Raw genomic sequence first — 16,932 nt, 5'->3', positions numbered from 1 at the left:
CATTACTGAGGTACGCGGGCGGACGAGCGCGGGATGGGGAGGACTACCCGTGCAGGCGGGCGAGGTCGATCGCGTCGACCGCACGGGCGCGCAGAGCATTGGACCGTTCGGCGAACCAGCGCTGCTGCCGCACGTACTCGGCTTTTCCCTCTGGAGTCTCGATGGCGACGGGCTCAGCACCCCACTCACGCATGTCATATGGCGATGCGCGCATATCAAGCCAGCGGATGTCTCTCGCCAGTTCGAAGGCGTCGAGAAGCAGCTCCCCCGGCGCGAGCGGCCCGAGCTTGCTGACCCATTTATAGACGTCCATACCGGCGTGCAGGCATCCGGGCTGTTCGAGGCTCTGCTGGTTCTCTCGCGAGGGCGAAAGCCGGTTCAGCGGAACGGCCTGTGGAGTGAAGAAGCGGAACGCATCGAAGTGGGAGCAGGTGATGTTGTGCGTCTCGACGACAGCGTCAGTCTCTTTCTGCGAGAGCCGCAGGGCGACATCGTGACGGTGCTCGCCCTGCCGATAGACCATTGCCCACTCGTGCAGGCCGAAGCATCCGAACTGCCCGGCCCTGGCCGCCGTTCGCGTCAGGAGCGTGCGGATGAACTCGACGGATGCCACGCGCTCTGAAAGGTACGACGAGGCGTCGACGATGACGCCGCCGTCTGTGTGCCGGTACCAGCGCCACTCGACGCGTTCGTCGGCATCCGCCAGCACAACGCCCGCACCCGGATGCCAGCGTCTGAACACAGCGGGTTTGTACGGGTAATACGTGAAGAGAAAGTCTTCGACGGGATGCTTCTGCCCACGCGTCTGACGCTCACGCCACGCGGCGGCGAACCCGTCGGCGCGCTCAGCGTGTGTGCTCTCACGGGCTCGCCAGGCGGCCCGGGCGAGCACCGGACGTTCGCGCAGAGAGGTCGTCACCCCTCGAGGGTAACGCTCAGTGCTTCGAGTGGCATGTTGTGGGCAACGCGGCTGGCTCGCTGCCGCAGCCGCGTTCATCCGTCGACAACGCACCGAAACACGCGTCATTCCATGCTTAAGTACCGGATGAAACCGCTCGCTGGTGCACGAATCGAAGAGTTCGCTGAAGCTTCTGAGTGTGAACACAGCTCAGCGGTGACGAATCCCGAGATCTATCAGGAAGGACCCATGGAGATCGACTCAGAAGGACGGATCCTCTACACGGTGGTCGAGGGTGACGTCGGTGGTCTGATCTGTGACCGATTCGGTCGCATGTGGTGGCAGCTCGAGCGCGCCAACGGAGACAACGACGGGTTCGACTGCTACACAGTGATCGACATCGGCGAAGTCGTCGTCCCGACCAACAACCCCGACGACCCGACCACATAGACGAGCGATCCGACACCGCCTGCCGTCGGCGGGCCAGCCCGCCGCACCATGCCCGCCGTCGATTCTTCGGATGCCGAGGGACATTCGGCTCCGGGCCGACCGGGTCCTCAGGTGATCCACCTCGCCAGCGGGATCGCATGACCGTGTTGAGAGTGCGTCGGCAGCGCGGTGGTTGCTGAAACTAACCTGATCAGCTGCGGGAATCAACCGGGTGTGCACACTGTTAATACTTTGGTTGCGTGGAATTCGCGCAACCAGGGAGGCAGTAGTGAGCAGAGTGTATCTGGAGGTAGAACAGCAAGACGGATCCGTCGAGAAGTACCGCCGCCACGGCAATGGCCGGGGCATGGTCTCGGCGACGTCGAAAGTCGACCCGTCTGCATACATCCACGAAACGGCATACATTGAGCCTGGCGCCCATGTCGGGCGCGGCTCGTGGGTGAGCGCCGGCAGCTGGGTCGATCGGGACGCCCACCTCGGCGATCGGGTGTTCATCGGTGACAACGTGCACATCGGCGAAGGGGCATACCTGGGCAGTGGCGTCGAGATCGGCACTCACAGCCGAATCGGCCCGAACGCGCGCATCGGCGATGGCGCGACGCTCGACAGGGATTCCACCGTTCGCGCCAACGGCGTCGTTCATGGAGACGCCCGCAACGCGTTGCGGAATCCCCTCAACCGAGCCGCATAGCCGGCGGCGCGCGTCGTTGGGCTTCGCACGGGTGAGTTGAGGCTCCGAAACGAGATGATTCGAAAATTTCTCTCTCCGATGTCGATCGAGATGTTTCCCATTCGACGTCTTAGTGACGGGGACGCAGAAGCGGCCCTCTACGAAAGGACGAATCATGCAGTACTTTCTCACCGTTCCGCACGACTCCGCAGAGGAACCGACCATGGAGTCGATGCAGGACGTCGACCCGGCCGAGTTCGAAGCGATCATCGCCGCCGTCGACGAGTTCAACACAGCCCTCAAAGATGCAGGTGCCTTCCTCTTCGCCGGAGGCCTGCAGCCACCGTCGACGGCCAAGACAGTTGATGCGACCGCCGACGAGGCCAAAGTGATCGATGCTCCGTTCGTCGAGGCGGATTCCTACGTCGGCGGATTCTGGGTGATCGAAGCCGACGATGAGGATGCCGCCGTGCGCTGGGCGAACAGGGCATCGGCCGCGCTGCAGAGCCGCATCGAAGTGAGGGCTCTGCAAGAGGCCCCGTCTGAGTGAAGACCCGAATCGAGTTGAGTCGGCCGCGCCGTGATCGATTGATCACGGCGCGGCCGGCTCGACCATGGTTCGTCTGCTCCTGCCGCAGCTGAAGCGCCCCTTCCCACCGATTGCAGCTGCCGTTTCCACGGGCTGCGGCGTCAGGGTGCGAGCAGCGCCGCGACCACGACCAGGGCGCCTATCGACCCGATGGTCGTGACGAGTGCCGTGTCGCGGGCCAGGATCTCGCCCCGGCCGTATCGCTGGGCGTAGTTGAAGACGTTCTGCCCGGTCGGCAGAGCGGCGAGCAGAACGGCCACGAAGAGCGCCTCGTCGCGCATCCCGAGCACGAACCAGGCGAACGCCCAGGCCACGATGGGCATCACAACGAGTTTCAGTCCGCTCGCGAGCAGCACGTCTTTGCGCCCTGAGCCCGGGCGCAGGACGCGTTGCCCGTGAAGCGATATGCCGAACGAGATGAGCACAACCGGAACCGCTGCGGCGCCGATCAGCCGGAAGGGTTCCATAACCGGGTCTGGGAGCGCGATCCCGGTCACCGAGAGAATGAGTCCGAGCAGCGACCCGACGATGATCGGGTTGCGGAACGGCTGGAGAACGACCCTGCCCAACGAGGTGCGCCCGCGCTCCTGAATATCGAGGATCGTGAGGGCGACCGGTGCGAACACGATGAGCTGAAGCAGAATCACCGGCGCAGAGACGGATGCGTCACCCACAACATATACCGCTACCGGAATACCGATGTTGTTCGCGTTCACGTATCCGGATGCAAGTGAGCCGATGACGGTCTCGGGCAGAGAACGTCGCCAGAACACCCGCGAGATCACAACGAAGAGCGCGAACACGGCGACTGCCGCGACGACAGAGACGAGAAGCAGACTCGAGAAGAGATCGTGCGCATCGGCGTCGGCGAGCACGGTGAACAGCAGGCACGGCGAGAGCACGAAGAAGGCGATGCGGCTCAGCACGTGCTGCCCGCTGGGCCCCAGGATCCGGGTGCGCCCGACGACATAGCCGATCGCGATCACCGCTGCGATCACGGCGAATCCGACGAGCACACCGATCATTCGACCCATTCTGTCAGCAGGGAGTGCGCCGAGCTCTCTCGGTGGCAGGATGTCTGCATGACGTCACGGCTGTTGCTGCTCGCCGACACCCACGTTCCCACACGCTCGAAGGCGCTCCCCGCACAGGTGCTGCACGCGATCGACGAGGCCGACGTGGTCTTTCACGCGGGTGACTGGGTGGACTCCGCAACCCTCGATGTGCTCGAACACCGGGCCGCTCGCCTGATCGGCGTGTTCGGCAACAACGACGGTGCAGACCTGCGTGCCCGCCTGCCGGAGATCGCCTCTGCACGGGTCGAGGGCATCCGCTTCTCGATGGTGCACGAGACCGGACCGGCGGCCGGTCGCGAAGCCCGGTGCGACGCGCAGTTCTCCGCCGACACGGATGTTCTCGTTTTCGGGCACAGCCACATTCCGTGGGACACCACCACGTCATCCGGGCTGCGCCTGCTCAACCCAGGCTCACCGACCGACCGGCGCCGGCAGCCCACCTGCACCTATATGACGGCGACCGCAGAAGACGGGAAGCTGCGAGACCTGAGACTCGTCGACGTGCGGCGGGATGCCCCCTGAGGCCGACGCGCAGGCCGACGCGCAGGCCGATGCGGCATCGGTGCGGCATCGGTGCGGTTGAGAATTCACCCACGGGGCGTAACGTCGGCGAGACAGCACCCTTGGAGGCCTTATGTCAGACTCGCACCCGGACGCAGAGCAGCCGGCGTCATCCGCTGAGCCGAATGGCGACAGTGAGGTCGACTCAGGGACGACGCCACCGCTTCCGGACGGGGGGCCTCGTGACGGATCGTACGAGCAGTCGAAGAACGACCCGGATGACGACGCAGCGCCTGCCGGAGCCGATGACGCGGGAGAAGGCGAGCGGGAGGACGAGCCGGCCGGCATGGCGCCAGGCCAGGGCCCCGGACTCGGCAAACGGGCCGAGAAGGTCGACGGTGCCCTCTCGCCCGGCACGACTGCCGACGGGTCCCCCACGAGTCGCTGAACGGCCGCAGCGCAGGCATCCCTCTTCGAGACCTCCGCGACGACATCAGCACGGGCGCTGACCGTCACCAGGCGCTGCTCATCATCTCGGCCTATGCCGTGGCTCGTTCGGAGCCGGGGGCTGAGAGAATGTGGTTTGCCTCAGAGAGGAGCGGCCACCCATGCACGGATCTGTCACCGGGAGTTCGGTCATGGCGCGGCGAGCCTGCTGCCGCGAGCGCACCAACGCGATGCATCGAAAGGCGACGGTGCCTGTGGGTTCTTTATGGTAGGCGAAGCCCACGAACGACCGCGCTACCCGGTCGAGTCGGTCGATCACGCCTTGCGCATCCTGCTTCTGCTGCAATCACAGCCCGAACTTCGTGTGACGGTCGCTGCGAGAGAACTCGGGATGGCGGCATCGACGGCGCACCGGCTTCTGACGACGCTTATGTCGCGGGGCTTCGTCACCCAGGACCGGGTGACGAAGGCCTACCGCGCCGGGCCGGCGCTGATCGAACTCGGAGTGCAGAGCAGGAGCTCGTTCGACCTCCGGGAGGTCAGTGAGCCGCACCTCAAGGCATTGATCGCACGCATCGGCGAGACAGCCAATCTGGTCATCCTGCAGGGACCGTCTGTGCGGTTCATCGCCGGGTTCGAAAGCGATCAGCACGTGCGCACGCAGGTCCTGACCGGCACCCTCCTGCCTGCCTACGCGACCTCCGGCGGCAAGGTCCTCCTCGCCAACCTGTCGCGTGAGGAGCTGCGCGAGCTGTACCCGAACGGATTGAAGAAGCTCACACCCCGCACGAAGACCTTCACCCAGCTCGTCGAGGAGTTGTCACTCGTGATGATGCGCGGCTATGCCGTGAACCAGAACGAGAGCGATCCGGCGCTGCGTGCCGTCGCCGTTCCCCTCAAGGATCCGGTCGGCCGGACGATCGCAGCGGTCGCGATGTCGGCGCCGAGCGCACGTCTTCCCCGTACGCGCGTGCGCGAGATGGTCATCGAGCTGCGGGAATGCGCGATGGGCATCAGGGAGGATCTTTCGCGCCGGCACGCCTGACCACAACGAGACGCGCTTCGCCCACCGCACCTTCACTGATTCCGTGCTGCGGAATCTCACCTCGCGATCTCTTGCACCGGGTCTTCGCTGTCGATTGGCTGGCCACGCGTCACTGAGACCGCACAGTCGCGGTCATGGGAAAGGACCAGATGAAAACCGATGCTTTCTGTCATTTGTTGCCGCGAGCGTATGCCGATCGTCTGTTCGCGATCGATGACAGCCCGGTGGCCCGCAACATCCAGAAGCGAGTGAGCGGGGTTCCGGCCCTCGTCGATATGGATGTCCGGTTCCGGTTCATGGACGAGTTCGGCCCCGACTATCGTCAGATCATCAATTCCGCGGCACCGCCGTTGGAGGACCTCGGACCGGCCGATCGCACGACGGAGCTGTCGCGGATCGCGAACGACGGGATGGCGGAGCTGGTCTCGGATCACCCGGACCGGTTCGCGGGTTTCTGCGCCGCGGTGTCGCTCGATGACGTCGATGCCGCAATCGTGGAGGCGGAGCGCGCGTTCGATGAGCTCGGCGCGGTCGGCGTGCAGATCTACACCCACGTCCATGGCGGTCCGATGGATCAGGAACGGTTCTTTCCGTTCTACGAGGCCGTCGCCAAACGCGGCGACAAGATGATCCAGGTGCACCCGTGCCGGGATTCGAGCTGGTCGGACTACAAGACCGAGCAGCGCTCGAAGTTCGAGATCTGGTGGACCCTGGGCTGGGAGTACGACCTGGCCGCGTTCATGTCGCGACTCGTGTTCGCCGGAATCTTCGAGCGTCTGCCCGGGATCAAGATCCTGATGCATCACGGCGGCGCGATGATCCCGCACTTCGCCGGTCGTGTCGGGCCCGGATGGGACCAGCTGGGTGCGCGCACTCCCGCGGATCAGCAGGAAGACATCACCGGATACCCGTTGACGAAGCGCCCGATCGAGTACTTCAAGGAGTTCTACGTCGATACCGCCTATTTCGGCGCGGGCGACGCGATGCGCACCGCGATCAAGTTCTTCGGCGTCGATCACACCCTCTTCGGCTCGGACTCCCCGTTCGACCCGGAGAAGGGACCCGGATACACCCGGGCGACGATCACCAACCTGCAAGAGATGGACATCCTCTCCGATGCCGACCGCGAAGCGATCTACCACGGGAACGTCACAGCTCTGCTCGGACTATAGGGCAATCGCGGCGATCCCACACCACCTCTGAAATCACGAGAGCAAGCGAGGCAGACAATGAAGTTCCTCACCACACGACGGCTGGCGATCACCGCAGCCACAGCGACAGCGGCCCTGCTCCTGGCCGGTTGTTCCGGCGGGAGCAGCGACGGAGGCGAAGAAGGAGGCCCGGAGAAATCCGACCTCACGGTCGCCATCAACCCCTCCTCGCAGTTCGCTCCTCTGTTCTACGGCATGGAGTCCGGCATCTTCGAAGAGCACGGACTCGAGCTCGAGATCGTGCCACAGACCGACATCGCGGCGATCATCGCGGGTATCGCGAGCGGCCAGTACGACTTCGGCTTCGCCACGGTTGTGCACGTCACCACCGCGAACGCCAACGGCATCCCCATTCGTGCTGTCACGTCGATCGAGGGCCAGGTCAAACCCGACGACGAGGGCACCATGACGATCGCGTCGAAAGAGTCCGGCATCACCGACTTGGCCGGACTCGAGGGCAAGCGGGTCGCGACGATCGGACTCTCGTCGCACAACTCGCTCACCCTGTGGGAGCTCGCGGAGCGCGCAGGCATCGACCCGAAGTCGATCGAACTGGTGCAGCTGCCGTTCGGGCAGATGGCCGCAGCACTCGAGAACGGCGACGTGGATGCCGCGATCATGCAATGGCCATTCGCCAACGATGCCCTTGAGGCCGGCGGCGTGCCGCTCGGCTACAACAACCGCGAGCTGTTCCAGAACACCGCCACAACACTGTTCAACACGTCGCAGCAGTTCATCGACCAGAACCCCAACACGGTTCAGGCATTCTCAGATGCGATGATCGAGTCCATCGAAGCCGCGACCGAAGATCCTGAAGCAGCTCGCGCCACACTCGTCGAAGGCCTCGACATAACCGAGGAGCAGGCCGAGGTCGCCCGCTGGAACATCGGCGGCGACCCTCACCTCAACCTCGAGGCGTTCCAGCTGGCCCAAGAGCTCCTCGCGAAGTTCAGTGAAGACCAGGCGGTGGCCGCCGCGGTCGAAGAGCTGGATGTGTCGACAGTCGTTTGGCCGGGCGCATTGGAGCAGTGACGCACACCCGCCCGATCAAACCGGCACGGAGACGAACCGTTCGCGAGAGGAGAAGCACAGTGACCAAGACCACCAACAGTGCACTGAGCTGGCTGCTGCCCTCGCTCACCGTGCTCGTCGCGCTGGTGCTGTGGCAATTCGTCACCGCATCCGGCATGGTGAGCCCGACGCAGTTCCCCACGATGACGGCCTCACTGGGCGCGCTCTGGTCAGACCTCGGCACGCCACGCCTGTGGACGGCGGTCGGCGCGACGATGCTCGGCTGGCTGATCGGCATGATCATCACCGTGGTCCTCGGGATGATCGTCGGCACCGCGCTGGCGTTCAACGACTTCGCCCAGCGCAGTGCGGCACCGGTCATCGAGATCTTCAAGGCGATCCCCGCCATCGCGATCCTGCCGCTGGTGATCCTGGTGGCGGGGTCGACCATGCCCATGAAGGTGTTCCTGATCTGCTTCGCAGCGTTCTGGCCGTTCGTCATCCAGGTGATCTACGGCGTCAGGTCGATGGATCCGGTTGTGCTCGACACCGCAAAAGCCCTCGGCGTGCGCGGTGTGCGACGGTTCTTCACGGTGAGCATCCCGAGTGCATCGCCGTACCTCGTCACGGGGATGCGGATCGCCTCGGCGCAGGCGCTCATCCTGTCGGTGGTCGCCGAGATCGTCGGCGGCGCGCCGGGCATCGGGCGCAACATCCTGATCGCCCAGAACACGGGCGTCGCCGCCTACCCGACGATGTACGCCTATATCATCGTCGCCGGCCTGATCGGCCTCGTGCTCACCGGCGCCTTCTTCGTGATGGAGAAGAGAGTTATGCACTGGCACGAATCGCAGCGGAACATCCGCGCCGTCAACAAGGGAGGCCTCGCATGACCCGCGTGACCACGACCCTCGTGCCCACGACCCGCTCGCGGCAGTCTCGGGCACCGCTGCGGGTCATCCTCCGGGTGCTGACCTCGCTGTGGCTGCCGGCGCTACTCTTGGCGCTCTGGTGGGTCGCCACGGCCACAAGCACATCGCCTTTCTTTCTGCCGTTGCCGGACATCCTCGTGGAGACATGGAACCAGTGGGTGGTCTTCGGCGCCTGGACGAACGCGGTCGCCAGCCTGCAGAACCTGGCTCTCGGTTATGCCGCGGGAACCCTCATCGGCATCATCGGCGGTTCGCTGCTCTGGCGCCTGCGGTATCTGCGGATGGCGACGAACCCGATCGTCTACTTTCTCTATGTGCTGCCGTCGCCCGCGCTGCTGCCGGCGATGATCGCGATCTTCGGAATCGGTGAGATGCGCCAGATCGCGCTGATCGCCCTCGGATCGATCTGGCCAACCCTGCTGAACACCCTCGACGGGATGCGGGGAATCGACATCGTCAAGTTCGACACCGCGAAGGCGCTCCGGCTCGGTGGCTGGCGCACCTATTTCAGGCTCGTGCTGCCGGGTGCGGCACCGCAGATCGCCGCGGGGCTGCGCGCCAGCCTCACCGTCGGCATCGTGCTGATGGTCGTGAGCGAGATGGTGGCTGCGCAGTCCGGCATCGGTTACTTCATTCTGCAGGCTCAGGCGGAGTTCGCGATCAAAAAGATGTGGACCGGCATCCTGGTGCTCGCCCTCATCGGAACCATACTCAACTATCTGTTCGTTTTCATCGAGCGCCTCGCGCTGCGCTGGTACTACCGGTCGCGTGCGCTGGGCGGATCGTAAGGAGTCCCATGACCGCCACCACAACACAGACCGTGCTCGCCGTCGACCGCCTTCGCAAGATCTACAACGAAGGCACCGACCAGGCGAACATGGCCATCGACGACGTCAGCTTCAGTGTCGGCAAGGGCGAGTTCGTCTGCATCGTCGGCCCGAGCGGCGCCGGCAAGACCACGTTGCTGCGTTGCATCTCGGGTCTCGCCGACGCCAGCGCCGGAACCGTCGCCTTCGAGGGCCGCACGCTCGACAGCGTGCCGGAGCAGCTCGGGCTCGTGTTCCAGGACTACGGCCGTTCCCTCTATCCGTGGCTCACCAACGGCAAGAACGTTGCCCTGCCGCTCTCGGCCCGCGGCGTGCCGAAGGCCGAGCGCGCCGAGCGTGTGAGCCAGAGCCTGTCGAGCGTCGGCCTCGGTCACGTCGAGAAGAAGTACCCGTGGGAGCTGTCCGGCGGAATGCAGCAGCGTGTCGCCATCGCGCGTGCGCTGTCGTACCAGCCCGAGCTGCTCCTCATGGACGAGCCGTTCGCCTCGGTGGATGCGCAGACCCGGTTCGACCTCGAGGACCTCACCCTGAAGGTGCGCCGCGAACTCGGCATCACCGTTGTGCTGGTCACACACGACATCGACGAGGCGATCTATCTGAGCGACCGGATCGTTGTGCTGTCGAAGAACCCGAGCGTCGTGAAAGAGATCGTCGAGGTCCCCCTCGGCGATGTCCGGTCACAGGTCGAGACCCGCTCGAGCGAAGAGTTCCTGAGGCTGCGCAACCGCCTGATGGCGCTCGTCATGCCACACGATGCGTAGAAGTGCGCGACACGAGCAGAAGGTCTGAGACATGACGAACACGACAAGCACGCGTGAGCCTGTGCACCTCGGCCAGATGATCGGCGGCCGAGAGCTGCCGGGCGAACGAGTCATCGAGGTGGTGAACCCCGGACGACTGAGCGAGCGCGTCGGCACCGTCGTCGACGGATCCGTCGAACAGGTCGACGCCGCCGTCGCCGCGGCGGCCACCGCGGCACCCGGCTGGGCGGCGACATCCGCCGAGGAGCGGATCGTGCTGTTCGCGAAGATCGCAGACGAGATCGACGCGCGGGCAGAAGAGCTCGCCACCCTGGTTGCGCGCGAGAACGGCAGCATCCGCCCGATCGTCCGGCGCGAGCTGATCGGCGCCGCGGCGGCTTTCCGGGAGGTGGCCGACTATCTCGTTGAGAAGCTGACGCCGCACCGGCATCCATCGGGCCCGAACGGTGAGTTCGTGCGGGTGGAACGCAAACCCTTCGGCGTGGTGGCCTGCATCGTGCCGTGGAACGCTCCGCTCATCCTCACCTCGAACAAGATCGCGCCGGCGCTTGCGGCCGGCAACGCGATAGTGCTGAAGCCGTCGCCCCTCGCGCCCATCGGAGTGACCATGATCGGGCGCATCGCCGCGTCGATCCTGCCGCCGGGCGTCGTGAACGTCGTCAACGGCGGCGGTGAGGTCGGAAGCGCGATCATCGGTCACCCGCGCGTTCGCAAGATCTCGTTCACCGGCGGGGGTGAGACGGCCCGTCACATCATGCGCCAGGCCGCCGACACCCTCACGGGTGTGCACTTCGAGCTCGGCGGCAACGACCCGGCCATCGTGCTCGACGACGCCGATCTCGACGTGACTGCAGAGCGGATCGTGGAGTCCGCGTTCCGTCGAGCGGGCCAGGTCTGCTTCGCCGTGAAACGGATCTACGTGCCCCGTTCGCTCACTGCAGAGTTCACGAGTCGCCTCGTCGAGCGTGTGGGCAGGATCGTGGTCGGCGATGCGCTCGACGAACGGGCCACGATGGGACCGCTGAACAACGCCGGCCAGCTCGCGAAGATACAGGGGCTGCTCGAGCGCACGTCCGCGCAGGGGCGCGACGTGCGTGTGCTCGGCAGCAGGCTGAGCCCCGAGTCATGGGGCGACGGTCACTACCAGCAGCCCGCGCTGGTGCTCGATGCCGAGCACAACGACGAGGTGGTGCGCGACGAGCAGTTCGGCCCCATCCTGCCGGTGATCGGCTATGACACCGAGGAGCAGGCGATCGAGATGGCGAACGACACGGAGTACGGGCTCTGCTCGTCTGTCTGGTCCCGTTCGACCGAACGCGCCCTCGCCGTGGCGTCCCGCGTCGAGGCCGGCATGACGATCCTGAACAACCACCTCTTTTCGCCGACCGGCACAAAGAAGATCCCGTTCGGCGGGTGGAAGCAGAGCGGAATCGGCTGGGAGGCGTCACCGTACGGGATCGACGAGTACCTGCAGTTCCACAGCATCGACGCCCAGCGGTTTCCTGCCGTGGACGGTGCGTAGTGGCCGAGCTCGCCTCGGCAGCGGCCCTGCTCGTCGAGGCACTCCGAGAGGCCGGCGTCAGGTACCTCTTCGCGAACTTCGGCAGCGACCATCCGGCCATCATCGAGGCGCTCGCCGCCGATCGCGAGCGGGGGATCGAGACTCCGGCGGTCATCATCTGCCCCCACGAGTACAGCGCGTTGAGCGCCGCCCACGGCTACGCCGCCGTGACAGGCGAACCGCAGGCCGTGTTCATCCACACAGACGTGGGAACGGCAAACCTCGGCGGTGCCGTGCACAACGCCTCGCGCTCTCGGGTGCCGGTCTTCATCTTCGCCGGCCTCACCCCGTACACCCTCGAGGGCGAACTCCCCGGAACCAGGAACACGCACATCAACTACCTGCAGGATGCCCCGGACCAGCATGCGATCGTGCGCCAGTACGTGAAATGGAACTACGACATCCGAACCGGCAGGAACGTGCCACAGCTGGTGCACAGGGGCCTGCAACTGGCGGCGAGCGCCCCCGCAGGCCCGGTCTATCTCACGGGCGCCCGCGAGGTGCTCGCCGAGGCCGTTCCCCGTCCAGACGTGGAGCCGCGCCAGTGGCGGCCGGTCGTACCGACGGCGGTGCCGTCAGACCTGGTCGACGAACTCGTCGCCGATCTCACGGCGGCTCGGGCGCCGGTGCTCGTGACGAGCTATCTCGGACGCACCCAGTCCTCGGTGGCGAAGCTCGTCGAGGTCGCCGAGCGGCTCGGCATCGCGATCGTGGAGTACAACGCCGAGGTCCTGAGTTTTCCCCACGATCATCCGCTCCACGTCGGCGACGATCCTCACCCGTTCATCGCGGATGCCGATGTCATCGTGGCGCTCGACACGGATGTCCCCTGGCTGGCCGCCTCTGGCCGGCCGCGCACAGACACGAAGATCTATGTGATCAACGAGGATCCGCTCCAGGAGTCGATCCTCGTCTGGTACGCCCCGGCCGACCACTTCATCCGGGCGAACAGCGGCGTGCTGCTCGACCAGGTCCTGGAGCGGCTGCCTCTTCCGGCGATCGCCGACGCTGAGCGCACGCGGCGCACGGCCGCGGCTGCGGCCTCTGGCCGCGAGGCCCGCGAGACCTGGGGCGCGGCAGCGCGACAGGACGTCGCCGCGAAGCGCCTCACGCCGGCCAGCGTGTCGCGTGTGCTCAGCGGCCTGGTCGACGAGCACACGATCGTCATCAACGAAGCGATCTCTGAGGCGCCGACCGTGTGGAAGCACCTGCCGAGGCAGAACCCGGGCACCGTCTACGGCAACCGCGGCACGTCGCTGGGCTGGTCGGGCGGCGGGGCACTCGGTGTGAAACTCGCCTCCGCGGATCGGACGGTGGTCAGCATCGTCGGCGACGGCACGTTCTTCTTCAGCGTGCCGTCGTCCACGTACTGGATCGCCGACCGCTACGGAATCCCGCTGCTGACCGTCGTCCTCGACAACGGCGGCTGGAACGCGACGAAGCGCAACCTGAAGCGTCAGCACCAGGGCGAGCAGGCCGACCGGACCGACCGTTACTGGGTGAATCTGCAGCAGAGCGCGGACTTCCCCGCGATCGCGGCAGCGGCGGGCAACGCGTGGGGTGTGACCGTGACGGAGTTCGACGAGCTCGAGGGCGCGCTGCACAACGGCTTGGCACAGGTCGCCGCAGGCACACCGGCGGTCGTGTCTGTGCGCCTCGAGGCGATCTCGAGACAGCCGGAAGACATCCTGTAGCCGCATGCCTGACGGGATCGGACTGCGGTCGACGCGGGGCCCGGCGCTGCTCGCCATGCTCGTGGCCACGTTCCTGGTGGGCGCCGCAGCGACCGCCATCTCGACGGCAGTGCCCTCGATCGTGGCGGACATCGGCGGGTTCTCGTCGTTCCCGTGGTTGTTCTCGGTCTATCTCGTGGCGATGACCGTGACGGTCCCGGTGTTCTCCAAGCTCGCCGACACCCTCGGCCGCAGACGCCTGCTGCTGTTCGGGGTGTGTGTTTTCGTGATCGGCTCCGTGCTGTGCGGCCTGGCATGGGACATGCCGTCGCTGATCGCATTCCGCGTCGTCCAGGGAATCGGCGGCGGGTCGCTTCAGCCCCTGGCACTCACGGTGATCGGCGACATCTACACGAAGATGGAGCGTGCCAGAGTACAGCGCTACATAGCGGTCACCGGGGCGACAGCCTCTGTCGCCGGCCCGGCGATCGGCGGCGTTTTCGCGCTGATGGATGCCTGGCGGCTGGTCTTTCTGATCAACCTCCCGCTCGGTGCGCTGACGGCCTGGCTGATCTACCGGAGCGTGCACGAGCAGTTCGAGCGTCGACGACACCGGGTCGACTATGCGGGCGCGGTTCTGCTCACCGTTTCACTCTCGCTGCTCATCCTGGGTGTGCTCGAAGGCGGTGACGCATGGGAGTGGTCATCACCGACGAGCCTGCTCATCTTCAGCGGCGGCGGCGCGCTGCTCGTCGCGTTCCTGGTGCGACAGCACTTCGCGGCAGAACCGATCATCCCGCTCGGGCTCTTCCGGCGCCGTCTGATCATCGTGATGACGGTGCTCGGCCTGATGATGGGCGCGATCATGGTGGGGCTGACCGTTTTCGTGCCGACCTACCTGCAGGTGGCGGCGGGCACCTCGCCCATTCTGGCGGGAGCCGCCGTTGCAGCGATGTCGATCGGGTTGCCCGTGTCGTCGGCGATCGCCGGAGTCCTCTCCCTGAGGATCGGTCTGCGGTTCACCACAGTGCTCGGTGCCGGCGTGACCCTGGTCGGCGGGTCCGGACTCGCGGTGTTCGCACCCCATCCGTCCGCCCTGACCGTCGCCGGCTTCGCCGCTCTGGTGGGAATCGGCTTCGGGCTCACCACCGTGCCGGGACTCGTCGCGTTGCAAGAGAGCGTCGCCTGGGACCAGCGGGGCGTGGTCACCGGAATGGTGACCTTCTTCCGCTCTCTCGGCCAGGCGCTCGGAGCGGCCTCGCTCGGAGCTGTGGCGAAGAGCATCTTGTCCGCCGACCCTGGCGTCGCCACCGGCGAACAGGATCCGCTGACCATGCAGGCCACCGGGAGCGCCGTGTTCCTGGTGGTCGTGGGATTCGCGCTTGTGCACCTCGTTGCGGCGCTCTGCATGCCGACGACGCGGCATCCGCTCACACCGAGTCGCGCACGACCTCATAACGTGACTGCGTGAAGCCCGAACCGAGATCGCGCACCTCGAGAAGGGTGAGGTCGATGTCGCTCGTCAACCGCCCGAACAACCGGATACCGCCGCCGATCAGCACAGGAGCCACGGTCAGAGTGATGTCCGTCACGAGTCCGGCGTGCAGAAATTCGGTGATCGCCTGGCCGCCGTCGACATAAACACGAGTGCGACCCTCGCGCTCGAGGGTTTCGACGATATCGGTGAGGTCATGACGCACCGACGTGTTCGGCTGGGGCAGCTCGTCGAAGGAATGGCTCAGCACGAGGACCCGCTTGCCCGCGAACGGCCACGGCTCCACGCCCGCGGCCGCGTCGTACGTCGCACGGCCGACCACTACCGCGTCGATCGGTTCGAAGAACGCGTTCCACCCGGTGGACTCGGGTGGAACGTCCCGATCCATCAGCCAGTCAAGCGATCCTCCTGCACGAGCGAGGTATCCGTCGAGACTCGTGGCGGTGAACACAGAAGCTTCAAACGACGCCGTCATGCACGCACCGTACCACCGGCGGCAGGCGACGCGACAGAGCGTCCTCGACCGCATGCCGCGCATCGCGATGAGATCGCGATCGCATCCGGGCTCATCGGGTGTGATCGCGGCGACATCGGGTTCACCGCCGCGCATACGATGTGTGCATGGGCGAGCTCGTCGACGTTGTGGTGATCGGTGCGGGTCAGGCCGGGCTCTCCGCCTCGTACCACCTGCGACGGCGGGGGTTCACCCCGCTCGGCGAGCACGATGAGCCCGGCCCGTCGAGTTTTGTGGTGCTCGACTCAGAAGAGGGCGCCGGAGGGGCCTGGCGGCACCGTTGGCGCTCGCTGCGCATGGCGACCGTCAACGGCATCCACGACCTGCCCGGAATGGCTCAGCCAGAGGTCGACCCGAACGAGCCGAGCGCAGACATGCTTCCGCGCTACTTCGCGCGCTATGAGGCCGAGCAGCACCTGCGCGTTCGCAGACCCGTGTCGGTGCAGGCGGTGCGGCACGACGACGATCCGGAGCGGCTGCTCGTGCGGACCGATCGCGGCGACTGGTCCGCCCGCGCTGTCATCAATGCGACAGGGACCTGGACGAAACCGTTCTGGCCGATCTACCCGGGGCAGTTCGACTTCGCCGGCCGTCAGCTTCATGTGGCCGACTACCGCTCGGCAGAGGACTTTGCGGGGCAGCACGTGGTGGTCGTCGGCGGAGGGATCTCGGCTGTGCAGCTGCTCGACGAGATCTCGCAGGTGACGACCACGACCTGGGTCACGAGGCGCGAACCGGTCTGGCGTGACGATGACTTCGACGCACAGGCGGGCCACGACGCCGTCGCGCTCGTCGAACAGCGTGTGCGCGATGGCCTTCCTCCGCAGAGCGTCGTCTCTGTCACCGGCCTCGTGTGGACGCCGGCGCTACGTGCTGCAGCCGCCCGCGGTGTGCTCGATCGCCAGCCGATGTTCACGCGGATAGAACGCGACGGCATTCGGATGCCCGGCGGCCACCTGCAGCACGCGGACGTGATCCTGTGGGCCACCGGGTTTCGCGCGGCCCTCGACCATCTCGCGCCGCTCAGGCTTCGCGAACCCGGAGGCGGCATCGCGATGAACGGCACTCGGGTCGCGGCCGAGCCCAGGCTGCACCTGATCGGCTATGGCCCTTCTGCATCGACGATCGGGGCGACTCGCGCGGGGCGGGATGCCGTTCGCAGCATCGTCGCCCTGCTCGGCGACCCTGCGGCATCCGCCCCCGATGTGCCCGCCGAGTCCGATGCGCCAGCCCGCATCTGAGTCGCCGCGCATCCCCCGCACCGCTCACTT

General features: G+C 66.1%; 18 protein-coding genes. 15 read left to right on the top strand and 3 right to left on the bottom strand.

Annotated features, from left to right (window positions below; translation table 11 throughout):
- Positions 1–43: 43 nt before the first annotated feature.
- Positions 44–919 (bottom strand): 3-methyladenine DNA glycosylase, encoded by an 876-nt coding sequence (locus ACYVF5_RS13905; protein ID WP_460947419.1) that lies wholly within the window; start codon positions 917–919, stop codon positions 44–46.
- 228 nt (positions 920–1,147) lie between these two features.
- Here ACYVF5_RS13905 and ACYVF5_RS13900 point away from each other — a divergent pair, with 228 nt between their 5' ends.
- From ACYVF5_RS13900 to ACYVF5_RS13890, 3 genes are all read left to right on the top strand, one after another.
- Positions 1,148–1,348, top strand: a complete 201-nt coding sequence (locus ACYVF5_RS13900) for a hypothetical protein (protein ID WP_460947417.1) — start codon at positions 1,148–1,150, stop codon at positions 1,346–1,348.
- A 268-nt stretch (positions 1,349–1,616) separates the two neighbouring features.
- A complete protein-coding gene (locus ACYVF5_RS13895) occupies positions 1,617–2,039 on the top strand; it encodes a DapH/DapD/GlmU-related protein (RefSeq protein WP_460947415.1) in 423 nt (140 codons plus the stop codon).
- Between the two features lie 154 nt (positions 2,040–2,193).
- Positions 2,194–2,568 (top strand): YciI family protein, encoded by a 375-nt coding sequence (locus ACYVF5_RS13890; RefSeq protein ID WP_460947413.1) that lies wholly within the window; start codon positions 2,194–2,196, stop codon positions 2,566–2,568.
- A gap of 140 nt (positions 2,569–2,708) precedes the next feature.
- Here the strand turns inward: ACYVF5_RS13890 and ACYVF5_RS13885 are convergent, their stop codons facing one another.
- Positions 2,709–3,632, bottom strand: coding sequence for an AEC family transporter (locus tag ACYVF5_RS13885; protein WP_460947411.1), 924 nt, complete (start codon positions 3,630–3,632; stop codon positions 2,709–2,711).
- 57 nt (positions 3,633–3,689) lie between these two features.
- Here ACYVF5_RS13885 and ACYVF5_RS13880 point away from each other — a divergent pair, with 57 nt between their 5' ends.
- From ACYVF5_RS13880 to ACYVF5_RS13830, 11 genes are all read left to right on the top strand, one after another.
- Positions 3,690–4,205, top strand: coding sequence for a metallophosphoesterase family protein (locus ACYVF5_RS13880; protein ID WP_460947409.1), 516 nt, complete (start codon positions 3,690–3,692; stop codon positions 4,203–4,205).
- A gap of 112 nt (positions 4,206–4,317) precedes the next feature.
- Positions 4,318–4,632: a hypothetical protein gene (locus ACYVF5_RS13875; RefSeq protein ID WP_460947407.1), complete on the top strand. Its 315-nt coding sequence runs from the start codon at positions 4,318–4,320 to the stop codon at positions 4,630–4,632.
- 264 nt (positions 4,633–4,896) lie between these two features.
- Entirely contained in the window at positions 4,897–5,676 is a 780-nt protein-coding gene (locus ACYVF5_RS13870) for an IclR family transcriptional regulator (protein ID WP_460947405.1), read from the top strand.
- A 149-nt stretch (positions 5,677–5,825) separates the two neighbouring features.
- Complete coding sequence (locus tag ACYVF5_RS13865) at positions 5,826–6,848, top strand: amidohydrolase family protein (protein ID WP_460947404.1); 1,023 nt, start codon at positions 5,826–5,828, stop codon at positions 6,846–6,848.
- Positions 6,849–6,905: 57 nt separating this feature from the next.
- Positions 6,906–7,919 (top strand): ABC transporter substrate-binding protein, encoded by a 1,014-nt coding sequence (locus ACYVF5_RS13860; protein ID WP_460947401.1) that lies wholly within the window; start codon positions 6,906–6,908, stop codon positions 7,917–7,919.
- A 59-nt stretch (positions 7,920–7,978) separates the two neighbouring features.
- A complete protein-coding gene (locus tag ACYVF5_RS13855; RefSeq protein ID WP_460947399.1) occupies positions 7,979–8,791 on the top strand; it encodes an ABC transporter permease in 813 nt (270 codons plus the stop codon).
- Entirely contained in the window at positions 8,788–9,618 is an 831-nt protein-coding gene (locus ACYVF5_RS13850; protein WP_460947397.1) for an ABC transporter permease, read from the top strand. Before ACYVF5_RS13855 ends, ACYVF5_RS13850 begins: the two co-directional genes overlap by 4 nt.
- An 8-nt stretch (positions 9,619–9,626) precedes the next feature.
- Positions 9,627–10,418, top strand: a complete 792-nt coding sequence (locus tag ACYVF5_RS13845) for an ABC transporter ATP-binding protein (protein ID WP_460947395.1) — start codon at positions 9,627–9,629, stop codon at positions 10,416–10,418.
- Between the two features lie 31 nt (positions 10,419–10,449).
- Positions 10,450–11,940: an aldehyde dehydrogenase family protein gene (locus ACYVF5_RS13840; RefSeq protein WP_460947393.1), complete on the top strand. Its 1,491-nt coding sequence runs from the start codon at positions 10,450–10,452 to the stop codon at positions 11,938–11,940.
- On the top strand, positions 11,940–13,673 hold the full coding sequence (locus ACYVF5_RS13835) for a thiamine pyrophosphate-requiring protein (RefSeq protein WP_460947392.1): 1,734 nt from the start codon (positions 11,940–11,942) through the stop codon (positions 13,671–13,673). The genes ACYVF5_RS13840 and ACYVF5_RS13835 overlap by 1 nt, the downstream gene beginning before the upstream one ends.
- Positions 13,674–13,677: 4 nt before the next feature.
- A complete protein-coding gene (locus tag ACYVF5_RS13830; protein WP_460947390.1) occupies positions 13,678–15,123 on the top strand; it encodes an MFS transporter in 1,446 nt (481 codons plus the stop codon).
- Here ACYVF5_RS13830 and ACYVF5_RS13825 read toward each other — a convergent pair.
- Positions 15,083–15,622, bottom strand: coding sequence for a dihydrofolate reductase family protein (locus ACYVF5_RS13825; RefSeq protein ID WP_460947388.1), 540 nt, complete (start codon positions 15,620–15,622; stop codon positions 15,083–15,085). The genes ACYVF5_RS13830 and ACYVF5_RS13825 overlap by 41 nt on opposite strands.
- 146 nt (positions 15,623–15,768) lie before the next feature.
- Between ACYVF5_RS13825 and ACYVF5_RS13820 the strand changes: the two genes are divergently transcribed.
- Positions 15,769–16,902, top strand: a complete 1,134-nt coding sequence (locus ACYVF5_RS13820; RefSeq protein WP_460947386.1) for an NAD(P)-binding domain-containing protein — start codon at positions 15,769–15,771, stop codon at positions 16,900–16,902.
- Positions 16,903–16,932 lie beyond the last annotated feature (30 nt).

The sequence above is a fragment of the Okibacterium endophyticum genome (assembly GCF_054780075.1).
This window is presented reverse-complemented; position numbering and strand designations above follow the sequence as displayed.